This is a genomic window from Cytophagales bacterium (genome assembly GCA_019456305.1).
Lineage (GTDB): Bacteria > Bacteroidota > Bacteroidia > Cytophagales > VRUD01 > VRUD01.
The window spans coordinates 4,098-21,332 of record VRUD01000075.1; the positions used below are offsets into that span (position 1 = coordinate 4,098).

Here is a 17,235-nt window from a genome sequence, read left to right on the forward strand (position 1 = left end):
CCTGATACTCAGCCACCTGATTTGTTGGGTGTGATTGCCCTGTCAAATACCTCTATTCAGCTTACTTTTAGCGAACCCATGGATAGTATTAGCCTCGCATCAGGAACATATACTTTTACTCCTCCACTAACAGTATCAGCTATTCAACCTGTTGCACCCAATTTTACTGAAGTGATACTGACGTTTAGCCCGGCTATAGATACCGGAACAGTTTACACCATTACCCTAAATAATGTTAGAGATTGCCCGGGAAATCCTATTAGTGTGAATAATAGCGCTCAATTTTTAATTTCACCCCCTGCCGGCAAATTCGATATAATCATCAATGAAATTTTTGCAGATCCGACACCTGTTGTCGGGCTGCCTGAAATTGAATTTGTAGAAATATTTAATAGAAGCAGTAAAGTATTTGATTTGCGGGGATGGCAATTTGTAAACAGCGCTACGAGTAAAATATTACCATCGCATTTTTTATTTCCAAATAAATACATAATCTTATGTGATGAAAATGACACTGTTAGTTATAGCCCTTTTGGTACTGTAATTGGTATCCCTTCCTTTACTGCTCTTACGAATGGGGGAGACAGCTTAACACTAACAGATGATGGGGGGAGTATTATAGATATTGTAGATTATTCAGATACCTGGTATAACGATCCTCTAAAAGATGATGGAGGCTGGACGTTGGAATTGATCAATCCCGACCATCCCTGTAGCTTTTCAAGCAACTGGACTGCATCGAATGATCCCTCAGGCGGTACACCCGGTACACAAAACTCTGTCTTTGATACATCACCAGATACATTACCGCCAGATTTGATAAGCGCTATGGCTTTATCAAATATTACTGTCAAAGTAACTTTTAGCGAACCCATGGATAGTACCAGCTTAGTAAGTGGTTCCTTTACTATTGATAGTGGTATAGTTGTAACAGATGTGCAGGTAATTTCAGCAGATTTTACAACTTTGCTTTTAACCCTTAATCCACCTCTTGATACCGGGATCCTTTACACTATTACAATAGACAGCGTAACAGACTGCACAGATAGAATAATAAGTTCAAATAATAAAGCTCAATTTCTAATTTCACCCCCTGCTAAAAAATATGACATATTAATTACAGAGATCTTTGCCGATCCAACACCACAAAGACCAAATGTAGGATTACCGATATACGAATTTTATGAAATATATAATAATAGCAATAAAATCTTCGGTGTTGAAGAATTGATCTTTATGCCAGGAGAATATATCATTGTATGTGACGAAGCTGCTGCTCCACAATTTGAACAGTATGGAAAAGTATTACCATTAGCTGATTTTTCTTCTTTATCAAATGCAGGAGGGCTGTTGACTTTTACATATCAAAATAAGCTTATCCATTCAGTTACTTATTCTGACAGCTGGTACCAATCCAGCACAAAAAAAGATGGCGGCTGGTCGCTGGAAATGATTGACCTTACTAATCTCTGTGAAGGACTATCTCTTTGTGGACGGGTAAGTAATAATTGGATCGCATCAGCAGACCCTTCAGGCGGTACACCCGGAAAGCAAAATTCTGTTTTTGAAAACAATCCTGATCTGACAGGTCCCTCACTGATAAGAGCAGACGTTATGGATTCTGTAACGGTAAGATTGATTTTCAACGAAAGCCTTGACAGTATCAGCGCTACAAATAAAGGAAATTATACGATTGATAAGGGCGATACAGTAATCATGGTCTCTATTGATACTATTGAATTTAAATTTGTTAACCTCCATTTTAATGATACTTTGCAGCACAAGGTAAAATATATGGTTACAATCAATAATATTGAGGATTGTATAGGCAATAACACTGTAAGTGACATTGCTTATTTTGCTCGCCCTGAACAAGGAGATTCATTGGATATTATCATCAATGAAATGTTATTTAACCCTAGAACAGGTGGGAAAGATTTTGTAGAGCTCTACAACAACTCAAATAAATATATTAACCTTCAAAACTGGCAATTGGCAGACACCAGCGATGGAGTTATTGCAAACCAATTGGCCATTATTCAAGAACCTTATATTATCTTTCCCGAAGAATATGTTGTATTAACAGAAGATTGCGAGAATATTGAAAACGAGTACCCGGGAGCAAGAGAAGAAACATTTCTACAAATGACTAAAATACCAGGCTACGATGATAATTCCGATGCTGTTATCTTAATAAATGACCAGAGTAACATTATGGAGAGATTTGATTACGACAAAGACATGCACCTCCCCTTAATTGATGATGAAAATGGCGTTTCCCTCGAAAGGATCAACTTCAACATACCAACCAACGACCCAGGCAACTGGCACTCTGCTGCAAGCACAGCGGGCTATGCAACTCCAGGTTATCTTAACTCTCAATCATCTGTGATACTAACAACAATTACAGGAGAGGTTTGGATTGAGCCAAAAGTTTTTACTCCCGATCAGGATAATACTTCCGGCCAGGATTTTACTTTTATTTATTACGATTTTAAAAATCCCGGCAATTTTGCTAACATCACCATTTATGATTCAAGAGGGCGATTAATAAGAAAGTTGGCCAGGAATGAATTGCTTGGGACAGAATCAGGATATTATAAATGGGACGGCACTACAGATGACAAACGCAAAGCAAGGGTAGGCTATTATTTGGTTCATTTTGAGGTATTTGATATTAAGGGAAATGTAAGGAGTTTTAAAGAAACTGTGGTGGTTGGGGCAAAATTCAGGTAAATATTATAGAAACTAACATAAAATATAGTATATTTGCCGGTGGATTAACTTTGAATTAAATAATTTTTAAACAAGCAAAGTATTATTTTCGTAGGCTGGAAACTTCAGAAAAAGCCAGAGGCAATATATCAACCTCCAAAAATAAATAATGCTGAAATTAAGCAAAAAATAATAAAGTCCAATGGCTCTCAAATCGTTAATGAAGTTGAAGAAAATATTTCCATAGGAATTTCAACTAAAGAATATTTAACGGTATTTTAATGCTACATACCAAAAATATTTTGTTTTTTTTAGGGGGTCTTTTTTTGGTGGGGCAGCCGCATTCTTTTGCAATTTTAGGGCTTGTGGGATGGGATGAGCGAAAATTGCAAATGCGGCTGCTGCGGTGAGTTTTATGTACAGACCGGATGCTTATTATCTCACTCGTACATTATATTCAGTTGCCGTTGTAAATTTACCGATTAGTTGCTCTCCGTATTGCTTTACCGTTTTTTGGATAGCGCTTGCAATATTTTCAGGTGATTCTTTTCGTAAACGCAAGAACAATACCCCGAGATATTTTTTATGGTCGCGAAATACAAGTCGCCCAAAATCCTTATCCAGCGTAACCACAATACGTTTATCTTTTACGGCTTCCATCAGAACATTCCTGTCCTTGATTCCAGGCATTTCTTCAATAACTGTCCTGATTTCATACCCTTTGTCTCTTAATATATTAGCTGTGCGTTTGCCAACATCTTCATCCAGCAAAAACCTGAGTTGAGACATAATCCTTAAACTTTAAGAGAATATATCCTATCTTCTATCATCCGTTCGGAAGCATAGGCTATAGCTGCATAAACATCTTTACGGGTAAGATGTGGGTAATTATCCAGCAGTTCGTCAATTGAAATGCCCTGTGACAATTGGCGAAGTATCATTTCAACGGTGATACGGGTACCCTTGATAACAGGTTTGCCCACCATTACGTCAGGGTCCAGAACGATTCTGTTTTTCATATCTTTTCTTTTCTCGTTGATTAGTTTTTATAGATAATAATATTCTTCGTTTGATTCTCCTTTTCCCCCTGCACAGAGATCATATACAAGCCACCGGATAAGTTTTCCGTATTAATTGTGATAATGACTGTATGGTTTTTGGAGAAAATCTCCTCGTTATAAACAATTGCTCCCTGGGCATTGAACATCTTTATTATTGATTTTTATATTCCAAACAAATTTGCCCTATTGTTTATAACATAAGAATTACTACCATTCTATCGGTATCTAATATCCAATATCCTTTCTCTCCGATTACAAATCGGAGTTACTTGTAGATCCTCACAATTATTTCCCCATCCCCCTTCACATACCCTCTAAACATTCCGGCAGTATTAAAAGGCATGGCAATATTACCATCTTTGTCCACAGAGATTACGCCTCCGGTACCGCCTAATTCAACCAATTTTTTCATGATCACCTCATTGGCAGCTTTTTCTAATGAAGCGCCTTTATATTCCATCAGGGCAGAAATGTCATAGGCCACTACCGAACGGATAAAATATTCACCATGGCCGGTTGCCGAAACTGCGCAGGTTTTGTTGTTGGCATAAGTTCCTGCACCAATTATGGGCGAATCTCCGATCCTGCCAAATCGTTTGTTGCTCATTCCACCGGTGGAAGTACCTGCAGCAAGGTTGCCGTTTACGTCTAATGCTACTGCACCTACCGTACCAAAACTATGTACATTTGAAATATCCTTAATATCTCCCTTACCACCAGGATCATCTTTCTGGTCTTCGACTCCCGTCCCACGCTCCTTGTCCTTCGTTCCTTGCTCCTTTTTTTTGTTTTCCTTGAAGTATTTATAACGCTTTTCTGTAAAAAAATAAGAGGGATCTACAATTTCCAGCCCCTGCTCTTTAGCAAATTTTTCTGCACCGGCATAGCATAGCAGCACATGTGGTGAGTTTTCCATCACTTTGCGTGCAGCGCTGACAGGATTTTTTATAACAGTGACAGCAGCAACAGCTCCAGCATTTAATGTTTTTCCATCCATAATAGAAGCATCAAGTTCGTTTTTACCTTCATTGGTAAACACGGCCCCTTTGCCGGCATTGAACAATGGCGAATCTTCCAATACATTGATGGCAGCTTCTACAGCATCCAGGCTTGAACCTTCCACTTTTAAAATTTCATACCCTACTTGTAATGCCTCCTTTAGTTTTGTTTTATACGCATCTTCTTTTTCAGGTGTCATGTTCCCCTTTAAGATCGTGCCTGCACCTGCGTGAATGACTATGGTGATTTTATTGATATTCTTTTTTTCATTTTGCGAAATCGCTGAAGAAATAGTGGATATCAAAACAATCACTGCAACAAAAAATCTCACCCGCCTGCCAACGTATGGGCTTGAGCATGGCGGGCAGGTTAAGAATAAACATCCTAATAAGTTATTATTTAAAATAATTTTTTTCATACTATTAAATTGTTTTACATTTGGGTGATTTTTCAAAGCCGGTTAATGAATTTTTGGTGTAAAATTAACAAACTAAATTATTTAAATGTATGTTAAGTGAAAAAAAAGATTTTTTAATCAATTGGTTTAAAGATTTAGAACAAGATGATTTATTGTTATCATATAAGGGTGATTTCGATCAGAGGCTTGTTACGCCTATGTGGTCATATATTGAAGAAAAACTTGATATAGAAGCGCACAATTTATTCCTAAAAAGCAGACTGTTATCAGTTATAGTAGAATGTTTACAAAATATTTGCAATCATGGTGAGAAAATTGATAATTCTAAAATGACACAAGGAATTTTTATGATTGGAAAAAACCAAAACGAGTTCATTACTGCTACCGGAAATTTTATTTTAAATCATTATGTAGCGTCTCTTAAAAAATTACTTGACAATATTAATGATATGGGAAAAGAAGGGGTTAAAAAAAGGTTTAAAGAGGTCTTAAAAGAATCAAAATCATCTGACCATGGTGGCGGTCTCGGATTCCTGGACATTGCAAGAAAATCAGAAAGAAAATTTGAGTATCATTTTCACCCGGTTGATAAAAAATATTCTTTTTTTTCTTTTCAGGTGAAGATAACTATTAGATAAGAAATGCTTGAAATGCCTAAAATTTGAAATGACTAAATTTCTTATTGGATTTTTGGTTGATTAGCCATGGTTAATTAGTTTTTAGTTTTGGTTTTATAGTTATTTAGTTGCCTGCTCATCGTGCTCCTCCCGAGTAGCTACCGTTAAAAGAAGTAAACTATAAAACTAATAAACTATAACCAATGACTAAATAACCATAACTAAAAACTAACAAACTAATAACTAAAATTTTTGCACATTTTAGGCATTTCTACTAATCATATAAATATGTTGAATTTTATATCATGGAATGTCGACCCCGAGATATTTTCTATTGGCCCCTTCTCAATCAGATGGTATGGCTTATTATTCGCTTTGGGTTTTATCATAGGGCTGCAAATAATATCAAAGATTTTTAAAGATGAAGGTAAGCCCAAAAAGGATGTTGACTCAGTAACAATCTACATGTTACTCTCAACAATAATCGGGGCAAGATTAGGGCATTGCCTTTTTTATGAACCCTCCTATTATCTGCAGGATCCAATTAAATTATTATATATCTGGGAAGGAGGACTTGCCAGTCATGGCGCTGCTGTTGGTATACTTATTGGATTATATCTGTACTCAAGGAAAAAGCCAGATCAAAGTTATTTATGGACCTTTGACAGGGTAGTGATCGTTGTAGCATTGGCCGGATGCCTTATCAGGTTTGGGAATTTGATGAATTCTGAAATTGTAGGAATACCAACAGATCTTCCCTGGGGTTTTATATTCGTACGGTTAGGAGAAGATTTTGCACGACATCCTGCCCAGTTATATGAATCCATCTCATGCCTACTGTTATTCTTTTTACTTTATTACATATACAATAAAGCAAAAGCCAAAACGCCCCAAGGCAAAATATTCGGTTTGTTTCTTATTATGATCTTTGGACTGAGATTTTTTTATGAGTTCTTAAAAGAAAACCAGGTAGAGTTTGAAGAAGGTATGGTTTTGAATATGGGGCAAATCCTTAGCATCCCATTAGTAATAATAGGCGTAATTCTCCTCATCCGGTCATATAAAAATGGAAAATAAAGAAAAAATAGTTAAAGATTGGTTACCAAGATATACAGGCACACCATTATCTCAATTTGGTAAATACATTTTACTTACCAATTTCATTAACTACGTTGAATTTTTTGCAAAAAAATTTCATACAAAAATTTTGGGCAAAGATATGCCCATGCAAACAAGCACTGCCAATAACATTACAATAATTAATTTTGGTATGGGAAGCGCCATGGCTGCTACTATCATGGATCTGCTCTCTGCAATAAACCCTAAGGCTACGCTTTTCCTGGGTAAATGTGGCGGCTTAAAAAGAAAGACTCATATAGGTGATCTGATATTACCCATTGCAGCAATAAGAGGAGAAGGAACCAGTAATGATTATCTTCCTGCAGAAGTGCCTGCATTACCTTCATTTATGCTTCAACGCGCTATTTCTTCAGTAATAAAAAAACATGAATTAGATTACTGGACAGGCACTGTTTACAGTACAAACAGAAGGGTTTGGGAGCATGACGAAAAATTTAAAAGATATTTAAAGGAAATTCGTACTATGGGAATTGACATGGAAACAGCCACCTTGTTTGTAGTGGCTTTCATAAATGAAATTCCTAACGGTGCACTATTGTTAGTATCAGATAACCCTATGGTACCTGAAGGGGTGAAAACAACTAAAAGTGACAAAGAAGTTACACAAAAATATGTAAAAAGACACCTTCAGATTGGTATTGAATCATTGCTTGAAATAGCCAATTCAGGAGAATCGGTTAAACATCTTAGGTTTTTGTAAATTGAAGATTGTAAATTTGAGTCCACTCTAAAAAGTGTTTTTGGTTCTCGCAAAGGCGCAAAGAGCGCAAAGTTATATGCTTAACTAATTGATATTCAGTCCTTTGAGAACTTTGCGTCTTTGCGAGAAACGATTTCTTTTCAAATTTTTACTTTTTAGAGGGGACTCAAATTTTTAATTTACAATTAGAAACTCCCCCTTAAGCACTGGCACTACATCATATTTATCAAAAGTTAGACAAAATGCAATATCTTTTTGAATATTTAACCCCTTTAACCTTTGTGCATGTGATGCGTTTTCAATAACTGCCGGTAAATCACTACCCACCCCATCATAAAGATAGCGTGCCGCTAAAGCAGCATCATGTTCAACCTGGAAATTTGCGAGGTCTTTCACCACTGCACCGGCAAACAACGTATCTTCAAGGCTGAACCTGCCTTTCCAGCCGGCACATAATAAAACTATATCATTTTGGCCTCTAAGTAACTCATCAACTACAGCTTTTTTATTTAGAAATGAACCGATAATTACCTTAGCAGCATCCTTTGACTTTGAAATAGCCATAGTGCCATTGGTAGTGGTCATAGCTATTGTTTTACCTGCCAACGATCTGTCCATATAATCAAATGGGGAATTACCCAGGTCAAATCCATCAGCCTTTTTACCATCCCTCTCTCCGGCAATAATAAATCCCTGCTTTTTCAAAGCACGACATTGCTCAAGTCCAGCTACAGGCTTAATACGCGCAATGCCATGGGCTAAGGCAGTCGTGATTGAGGAGCTGGCCCGCAGGATATCAATTACCACTACATTTTTATTTTTAATTTCGTAGAGGTGCAAAAGTTCAGGGGTAAGACAGACATCAATTTTGTTCATAATCTGTATAGAATAAGGCAGTTGGTTTATTTTTTTTTTGAGCAACGATTGGTTAAAAAATATCCATTATCAAATTTATTTCAATAAAAATCATAGAAAAAATAAAGCTGCTTACGTTGTGGCTTCGGTCTTTACTCACTATAGGTGTAATCGTAGCGTCTGGAATAACAACATTTTATATTAGCAACTTAAATGATATTAATCTTGTTGAAAAACAATTTCTTATTGCAGGCGTTGTAATATTTATAGTAATTGCGATAATAATAATCTTGATAAACAAAAAAATTAATCATTTTATTAATTTACTAAAACAATGACACCCTTTGATTATTTTATACTGATTTCTGTGGCTTTGTTCTTTTTAACACTGGCCTTAATTCCTTTATGGCAAATTATTAAGGATAACAAAGAGTTAAAAAAATGATGACATTTGAAAATATTATGTTGATTTTATTATTCCTCAGTGTTTTGTCTATACCATTAATTCCATTGTGGCAGATTATTAAGGAGAATAAAGAGCTAAAGAAAAGGAAATAAAGGGAATAAAGGATATATCACTATTTCCTTAATTCCCCTATTTCCTTATTTCCTTATACCTTCTTATTATAAAACGGCATCTTCACAACCTTTGCCTTTACATTTTTGTTTCTGATCCCAATAAATATTTCTGTACCAGGTTCAGTATAAGCTGTATTCACGTATCCCATGCCAATGCCTATGCCCAGGGATGGTGATTGCGTTCCTGATGTAACATTCCCGATATTTTTCTCATTTGTATCAATTATCTCATAATGACTTCTTGGAATACCCCGCTCCTTCATCTCAAACCCGACCAATTTTCTTTTCACACCATTATCTTTTTGTGCCTGCAAATTTATTGAATTGGTAAAATCCTTTGTAAATTTGGTGATCCAGCCTAAGCCTGCTTCAATAGGAGAGGTGGTATCATCAATGTCGTTGCCGTATAAGCAAAAACCCATCTCAAGCCTGAGTGTATCCCTTGCTCCAAGGCCAATTGGTTTGATACCGAATTCAGCACCTGCTTCAAAAATATTATTCCATATCTGTTTTGCCTGATCATTGTCAAAATAAATTTCAAAACCACCTGAACCTGTATATCCTGTAGCTGAGATCAGTATATCAGGAACACCTTTAACCTTTCCTTTGGTGAAAGTATAATATTTCAAATCTGTTAGTTTGACAGGCGTTAATTTCTGTAATACATCAATAGCTTTTGGCCCCTGGACTGCAATAAGGGAGGTCTGGTCAGAGATGTTTTTCATTTCCACGCTATTGTGGTTGTGTTGGGAGATCCAGTTCCAGTCTTTTTCAATGTTTGAGGCATTCACAACCAGCAAATATTCTTCTTCCTCAGTTCTGTAAACAAGCAAGTCATCAACAATGCCACCTTTTTCGTTGGTCATGCAAGAGTACTGGGCTTTGCCCGCGTATAATTTTGATGCATCATTTGAAGTAATGCGCTGGATAAGGTCAAGGGCATTGGGACCTTTCAAAATAAATTCTCCCATGTGGGAAATATCAAACACGCCTACGCTATTTCTAACGGCATTATGTTCTTCAATATCAGACGTATATCTTACAGGCATGTTGAATCCGGCAAAAGGCGCCATTTTAGCGCCTAATTCTATATGTAAACCGTGTAGAGCTGTTTTTTTAAGTTCCATCAGAAAAGTAGTGTCAGGTATTAATGTGTTAACATAATTTTGAAACCACTAATTACACGAATTACACTAATTAAGAATTTCACTAATTTAGTGTAATTAGTGTAATTAGTGGTTTCGGAAACCCACATGAACACACGAACACTTGAACACTCGAAAGTGGTAGTTTTAATTAAACAATTGTTGAACTATCACTTGAACACCTGAACAATTGTCTATTGTCTATTGTCAACTGTCAATTTCTTTTTTTATCCTTCCTATCTGCTTCAGGTGGTGATCAAAATGATCTTGCATAAAATTAAACATTTGATAAATATTCATTCTACCTGCAAAGGCATGCTTAAATATATTTTTATCCAGTAAATCATCAGGAAATTCATCCAGTAATTTTCTGATATCCTTTCTGGTCTGCCCCCATTGATCTTTTATACTTTCAAAAGTGTTGGTTTTGGGTACATCAGCTATAAATTTGGGCGCTTTAAAACGAAATGATGAACGGAGCGCTAATTTTAATAAAAATGATCTTATGATTGCACCCAAACCCGAATTTTTGATATTGGTTCTATATTGCAGCTTTTTATTGATGTAAGCAACCGATAATTGCTCTGTTTTGTTCAAATGGTGAATTACCTGAATAATAGACCACTTATCTTGATCGGGTTGAAAACTCAGCTCTTTTTCTCCGAATTTTTCAAGATTTTCCATCAATTCCAGCCGGTTGTTTTCCAGGTGATCAAATTTTATCCGTAGCTTATTATTCATATAAGTTCCCGTTTATCCTGAGTACTCGGGGTTGAAAGAAACATTTCACCCTACCGGGTGATCAACTTTTGGCTGAGAAATTCCGGTAAGTACATTATAAAGCCCCAGGCATTATTAAAACCTGAGGCTCAAAGTTTTTCCTATGGCGCATAGTGTTATCCACGCTCCAGCCCTTTTTCGCTCCTGAATTACTTGGGACACTATGTGCTTTTTTATTTGCATACAAGGGAGTGGTACCAGAAGCTATTCTTCTATACCTGTATCCTCTTCAGATACTACATTTTCTTCATTCCCTTCATCAACTTTGTCTTTTAGCTGTTGGTCTTTGTGATACTTTCCTTTACATTCAGGATATTTTCCTTTCCATCCTGCCTTACAACAACTTGAATAACATTTTGCGGAACACCCTTCATGGCCATATCTTTTATGGCACCCGCAAAAAGCATTGACTGCTGTACAAATAATGATCAGAACCATTATTACTGAAATGGCGCCTGCACCCCACTTATACCACTTACTTAACTGCTGCTTATTCACATAAGCTAAAAGTAAAATCGCACAGATAAGCACAAAAAACTCAAATGTAAACAGTGCATTGAGCTTAAAAACATGAAATAATAACATAATAACCTCCTTTTTTAGTTAATGTAATCCCGAGTATTCGGGACTGCAATATTAATAAGGTTAATTTTAAAATACAAAATTATCAGTATAGTATTTTTGTATAAAAAATATGGGCATCTCTAAAAACTTACTTTTAATATTTTTTTCCTTTTTTCTTGAATTTAATAATGTTGTTACTTAATTTTAAGTTTTTAGAGATGCCCATTAGTTAATTTTGTTCAAAGATATAGCGGGGACAAGAGCAATAAAGTTGCTCTTATCCCTACGTTACACGCAATCAAAAAAACAACGATAAATAGATTTTATAAAATGTGACAAAATGATTAATTTTGCATCTAATTAATTGATGAAAAATGATAAAAATATAGAAATAGTAACTATTTCAATTCCAGAAGGAAAAATTAAAGATTATATTGACGGTACATTTCGTAAAGATACACAGGAAGAGTATGTACGTCAAAATATTCTGAAACGACTTGTAAATGAGTTAGGTTATCCAAAAGAACTCATACAAGTTGAGATAGGTATAAAAATAGGTTCAAACAAACCAAGAATCGATATTGCCATTTTTCCAAAAGATTGTACAGTATTTGAACAAGAAAAGATAAAAATAATAATAGAATGTAAAAAAGAAAACATAAAACCATCCGACAAAAAAGAAGGAATAGAACAATTAAAATCTTATATGTCATCTTGTGCCAATTCCGAGTGGGGTATGTGGACAAATGGTAAAGAGAAGGAAGTTTTTCGTAAAGTTGTTAATTCAAAAGGAGAAATAGAATTTTTTGAATATAGCGACATACCTGAATTTGATACAGATATACACGAAGACGACAGACCTAAACGCGGAAAACAAAGAAAAGCGGTTGCCGATAATTTACTTTTTACTTTTAAACGTTGCCATAACTTTATTTATGCTTTTGAAGGTTTTCAAAAACAACCTGCGTTTTTCGAACTTCTTAAAATAATCTTCTGCAAAATTGAAGACGAAAAAAATGTACTTTCCGATATAGAATTTTTTGTAACACCCAAAGAACGTAATAGCATAGACGGTCAATTATCAGTGGCAAAGCGTATAGACAAAATATTTAAAAAAGTTAAAGATAAATATAAACTCATTTTTGAACTAAACGACAAAATAAATTTCAAAGACACAAGAACACTTACTTTTATTGTCGGTGAATTACAAGATTACGATTTACTTAAAACAAACATTGATGTAAAAGGAAAGGCATATGAAGAAATAGTCGGCGCAAATTTACGTGGTGATAGGGGAGAATTTTTTACCCCCCGCAATGTAATGAAAATGACCGTAGAAATGATAAATCCAAAACCAAATGAAAAAGTTTTAGATAGTAGTTGCGGTACAGGTGGATTTTTAGTTCAGGCAATGACATTAGTTATTCAACAAATTGAGTTAAAAATTGAAAAGCAACTAAATAAGCCAAAAGGTAAATGGACAGAAAATGAAAGACAGATAGCAACTGATTTAATTAGAGAAACCGCAGCAAAAAATTTCTTTGGTTTTGATATTAACCCTGATTTAGTAAAAGCAACCCAAATGAATATGGTAATGAATAACGACGGTAGCGGTAATATTATGCGTTGTAATTCATTACTACCGCCGCATGAGTGGGATTATGAATTTAAAAATGATTTAGCCGATGCTTTTGGAATAAGCACTGATGATATTACAAACCACAATAAAATCGGCTTATTTGATGTAATTGTTACAAATCCGCCTTTCGGCAGTAAAATACCGATTATTGACCAAAATATTTTATCGCAATTTGAAATTGCAAAAGGTTTCAATTCAGTACCACCTGAGCAACTTTTTGTTGAACGTTGTCTGCAATTTTTAAAGCCAGGCGGTAGGTTAGCAATTGTTTTACCCGATAGCATATTAGGAAACCCCGGACTTGCCCATATTAGAAAATGGTTGATTGAAAACACTAAAATTATTGCAAGTGTTGATTTACACGTGGATACATTCCAACCAGGAAACGGAACGCAAACCTCTGTTTTAATCGTACAGAAAAAAACAAATGATGATAAATATACTTCGCAACACGAAAATTATGAAGTTTTTATGACAATGGTTGAAAAAGTAGGGCATGATAAACGTGGCGTAAATATTTACCAAAGAGATAAAGACGGTAAAGTTTTGTACTTTGCTAAACAATATATAACTGAAACCGGCGATATTGAAACAGTTGAAGAACGAGAATTTGACGACCAAACAAAATTAGTTGCAAACGTATTTAGTGAATGGAAAAAAGAACAGGGAATAGTATGGTAGCACAAGAATTAAAATACCTTTCAATAAGCATAAAAGAAATTATTGAAAACGGCTATCGTTTAGAAGCCGGCGCATATAATTTTAAGGCACGATTGGCAAAAGAAACTCTAAAAAAATGTAAATATCCTGTTGTAAATCTTTGGTCAGATAAAGGTTTAATAAGTAATGCAAGTTACCCTCTAAGATTTAAAAGAAAATATGTTGATAGTCTTGTGGGTGTGCCTATGTTTTTACCTTCTCAAATGGTACTAATTTCTCCAAAACCGACAAAATTTATTTCAAAGAAATATTCAAAGAATATAGAAATACTGAAAGTAAAAAAAGGAATGTTATTATTATCCAGGTCAGGTACGATTGGTAAAACTACAATTGTTAATGAAACATTTAGTAATACTGTTTTTTCTGATGATGTAATTAGAATTTTACCAAAAAGTACTTATGATTTAGGGTACATTTACGCATATCTAAACTCAAATTTTGGTTCAACAATTTTATCATCAAACAAATATGGTGCTGTTATTCAACATATTGAGCCAGAACATTTATGCAATGTATTAATTCCCAATCCACCTGATGAGATTAAACAAAAAATACATGATTTAATAATGCAATCGTTTGATTTGCGTGACCAGTACAACGAATTGTTAAATAGAGCCGAGAAAATTATATATGAAGAATTGAAATTAGTACCTATTGAAAATCTTAAACTGAAATATTTTGATGAAACTGTTGACTTAAAAAATTATTCAGTTCCTCTAAACAAATTAGATTTTAGATTTGATGCATCTTATCATTTACCACTTATATCGGAAATAATAAGCACACTTAAGAAAAACGCTAAAGAAATTAGAAAACTCAGTTCATTAGCAATAGATATTACAATGCCCGGAATTTTTAAACGTAATTATGTAGAAGCAGATAGTGGTGTTGCATTTCTTGGTACTAATGATATTTTACAACTTTCACCAAAAATTGACAAATATCTATCTATTGATACCCATAAAAAATTAATTGAAAAACAGTTGTCTGTAAAAGAAAATACATTATTAATTACTGACAGGGGGACAATAGGAAATGTTATTTTAGTCCCTAAATATTATGAAACAGAAAATTGGGTTGTAAGTCAAAACGCAATAAGAGTAATAGCAAATAACAATATAATTGGATATATTTTCATATTTTTAAATAGTGAATTTAGTAAAACGCTAATAAAACGAGAAACATACGGTGCTGTAATTGATATGATTGATTCTGATAATGTAGCAGAAATTCTAATACCAACACTAAATAATTCAGATAAACAAAAAGAAATAAACGATTTAGCATTGCAAGCAAATGAAATTCGTACCAAAGCGTTTGAAAAAGAAAAAGAAGGAATAAAATTATTAACTGATTTAGTAATAAACGTAAATTAATGAATGATAATAAAATGCGTGTAACATTGTATATACGATAATTTGGGGTTTTTCTGCCCCTGCACAAAAGCCTGACGCGCAAAAACCCCAAACTACGCATATACCTGTCCGTTAGCCACAATGCAAAAATGTCATGCTAAAACGACTTTTTGACAAATGACAGAATCAATCTCAATACTACTTGGAGCAGGGTTTTCTGCACCAATGGGTTACCCTCTCGGTGACACTTTGAACCAACGTATACTCAACTGTACGGGAGACGAATTTGCATTTCATACAAGTGGGTCTATGGCGGTTGCAGCAGACGGTAAAAAACCTGACTTCGATTATAACAATAGCTACGATATTAGCTTTAGTTTCTGTAAAGAGATGATTAAATATTTCAATGACAGCCGAGGATACTTTGACTATGAGGAGTTTTATGACTTCATGAAAGACGAAGCAAACTCGGACAAAAACGTTCAAAAATTAGCCCAACCATTCATCGAAAAGAATGAGACAGTTGACGAATTAATTCATTCCTTGGACAACATCTTCGCGCAAATAATTTTATACTATTTAAAAGATGGAAATGGAGAGACACATTACGATAACGCTGCACACATGTGCGGACCAATTTTTCCCGGATATACTGGTATATTAAACTGTTTGCAGAAGCTTTCAGAAAAATATGTAATTAATATTCATACCCTAAATCACGATTTGTTCTTTGAAAGGTTGAATTATTCGGACTGGATTAATGGACAATTGTGTGATGGCTTTGAAGAACTAGGCTCACCTTATTATGGCAAATTAGAAGTTAATGGACGAATTTATCGCCCTAGATTAGAAAGGTATACAGGTAAATATGACAAAAAATTCAGATTGTATAAACTTCATGGCAGTAGGGACTATGGAGTTTATTATGGATCACAAGGTGCAATGGCAACGCCGGAGAAATATTTAAAGACAAGATATGGAATTGACCTTGGTGAATTGTACAAAGAAAAAAAAAATGATAAAGACGAATTAGAGTATGAGCATTGTTGGATCAACTACCATGCAGATTTTCTCACTGGTACAACTTCAAAAATTGAACGCTATAAAGAGCCATTACTTTACAAAACTCTATTTGAATTGTTCAGACAGAATTTGAAAAAAGCACAAAAGTTATTGATTATCGGATATGGTGGAAAGGACTCGGAAATAACTAAAATGCTACTAGAAAATTTTGATTACGAAAACAAGCCGAGTTTCATTATTGATCTTTACGCGGGCACATCACTCCGAGAACTTGCTGCTAAACTTAATTCAACAATAATAATCAAACCGCTAGAGGAGGTAGAAATGATTGACCTTATAAATGGAGAACCAAAGATTAAAGAACGTACCGAAGCACATAAGGAAAAATCGAAAGTTCTTGCGGACAAAATACGATCTTTAAAGGGTAAATCACCACCAGGATGGCCGGAATAGCACGAACGCACAACAATGGGTATAGCATATAGGGATGAAAACTAAGTATTTAACATTGGAATTCTAAACTTACATTCGTTTCGGCAGACAAATTCGTTTTCATAATTCCCTACGTTTTATACCCTTACCGTTAGCCACAATGCAAAAAGACAGCGATAAAGCGGACAGACACAGTAATTACAAATGTTTAACTTTGACAGTTCTTTCTTTACAATAATCAATCATGGCTCTAATCTAATTTAAGAGTGTTTTATATGAAACTCAACTTATCGATTATCTCAGGATTCATTTGAGGAACGAATGATCTCTTAACCGGACACCTGTATGTTCTACGAGAGAAATTCTCTATAAAGCGCTTATATATGCTTCTCTATTTTTATGTACATCCACAGCATCCTTGTTTTGAACTAGTAAATTGCCAAAATTTTCGGAACTTAACTTTTTTGATTTCAGGAGGTACCAATTAGCGTAG

General features: G+C 34.8%; 13 protein-coding genes and 2 pseudogenes (1 of these 15 cut by a window edge). 7 read left to right on the forward strand and 8 right to left on the reverse strand.

The genetic code is table 11. The features are described 5' to 3' along the window. Positions 1-2,736: pseudogene (locus FVQ77_14145) on the forward strand (hypothetical protein) (it extends 2,436 nt beyond the left edge of the window). A 414-nt stretch (positions 2,737-3,150) separates the two neighbouring features. On the opposite strand, the gene FVQ77_14150 reads toward FVQ77_14145, so the two are convergent. The 4 genes from FVQ77_14150 to FVQ77_14165 form a co-directional block, all read right to left on the reverse strand. After that, a complete protein-coding gene (locus FVQ77_14150) occupies positions 3,151-3,504 on the reverse strand; it encodes a hypothetical protein (protein MBW8051451.1) in 354 nt (117 codons plus the stop codon). Between the two features lie 5 nt (positions 3,505-3,509). After that, positions 3,510-3,734, reverse strand: a complete 225-nt coding sequence (locus FVQ77_14155) for a DUF433 domain-containing protein (GenBank protein MBW8051452.1) — start codon at positions 3,732-3,734, stop codon at positions 3,510-3,512. 20 nt (positions 3,735-3,754) lie between these two features. Next, complete coding sequence (locus tag FVQ77_14160) at positions 3,755-3,922, reverse strand: T9SS type A sorting domain-containing protein (GenBank protein MBW8051453.1); 168 nt, start codon at positions 3,920-3,922, stop codon at positions 3,755-3,757. Between the two features lie 119 nt (positions 3,923-4,041). Next, positions 4,042-5,193 (reverse strand): isoaspartyl peptidase/L-asparaginase, encoded by a 1,152-nt coding sequence (locus FVQ77_14165; protein MBW8051454.1) that lies wholly within the window; start codon positions 5,191-5,193, stop codon positions 4,042-4,044. Between the two features lie 89 nt (positions 5,194-5,282). Between FVQ77_14165 and FVQ77_14170 the strand changes: the two genes are divergently transcribed. The 3 genes from FVQ77_14170 to FVQ77_14180 all read left to right on the forward strand — a co-directional run bounded on the left by FVQ77_14170 (position 5,283) and on the right by FVQ77_14180 (position 7,650). Beyond that, on the forward strand, positions 5,283-5,831 hold the full coding sequence (locus tag FVQ77_14170) for a hypothetical protein (GenBank protein MBW8051455.1): 549 nt from the start codon (positions 5,283-5,285) through the stop codon (positions 5,829-5,831). 267 nt (positions 5,832-6,098) lie between these two features. Next, positions 6,099-6,887: a prolipoprotein diacylglyceryl transferase gene (lgt, locus tag FVQ77_14175; GenBank protein ID MBW8051456.1), complete on the forward strand. Its 789-nt coding sequence runs from the start codon at positions 6,099-6,101 to the stop codon at positions 6,885-6,887. Beyond that, entirely contained in the window at positions 6,877-7,650 is a 774-nt protein-coding gene (locus FVQ77_14180) for an AMP nucleosidase (GenBank protein MBW8051457.1), read from the forward strand. Before lgt ends, FVQ77_14180 begins: the two co-directional genes overlap by 11 nt. A 174-nt stretch (positions 7,651-7,824) precedes the next feature. Here FVQ77_14180 and FVQ77_14185 read toward each other — a convergent pair whose 3' ends face one another. The 4 genes from FVQ77_14185 to FVQ77_14200 form a co-directional block, all read right to left on the reverse strand. Continuing rightward, positions 7,825-8,526 (reverse strand): 2-phosphosulfolactate phosphatase, encoded by a 702-nt coding sequence (locus tag FVQ77_14185; protein ID MBW8051458.1) that lies wholly within the window; start codon positions 8,524-8,526, stop codon positions 7,825-7,827. Between the two features lie 590 nt (positions 8,527-9,116). Continuing rightward, positions 9,117-10,211 carry a glycine cleavage system aminomethyltransferase GcvT gene (gcvT, locus tag FVQ77_14190; protein MBW8051459.1) on the reverse strand — a complete coding sequence of 365 codons (1,095 nt, stop codon included), beginning with the start codon at positions 10,209-10,211 and terminating at the stop codon, positions 9,117-9,119. Between the two features lie 225 nt (positions 10,212-10,436). Further along, positions 10,437-10,970 (reverse strand): DinB family protein, encoded by a 534-nt coding sequence (locus FVQ77_14195; protein MBW8051460.1) that lies wholly within the window; start codon positions 10,968-10,970, stop codon positions 10,437-10,439. Positions 10,971-11,213: 243 nt separating this feature from the next. Further along, a complete protein-coding gene (locus FVQ77_14200; GenBank protein MBW8051461.1) occupies positions 11,214-11,594 on the reverse strand; it encodes a hypothetical protein in 381 nt (126 codons plus the stop codon). A gap of 364 nt (positions 11,595-11,958) precedes the next feature. Between FVQ77_14200 and FVQ77_14205 the strand changes: the two genes are divergently transcribed. The 3 genes and pseudogenes from FVQ77_14205 (at position 11,959) to FVQ77_14215 (ending at position 16,643) form a co-directional block, all read left to right on the forward strand. Further along, positions 11,959-13,893, forward strand: coding sequence for an N-6 DNA methylase (locus tag FVQ77_14205; GenBank protein MBW8051462.1), 1,935 nt, complete (start codon positions 11,959-11,961; stop codon positions 13,891-13,893). Beyond that, complete coding sequence (locus tag FVQ77_14210; protein MBW8051463.1) at positions 13,863-15,308, forward strand: restriction endonuclease subunit S; 1,446 nt, start codon at positions 13,863-13,865, stop codon at positions 15,306-15,308. The genes FVQ77_14205 and FVQ77_14210 overlap by 31 nt, the downstream gene beginning before the upstream one ends. Positions 15,309-15,464: 156 nt before the next feature. Continuing rightward, positions 15,465-16,643 (forward strand): annotated as a pseudogene (locus FVQ77_14215) (hypothetical protein). The last annotated feature ends 592 nt before the right edge of the window (positions 16,644-17,235 follow it).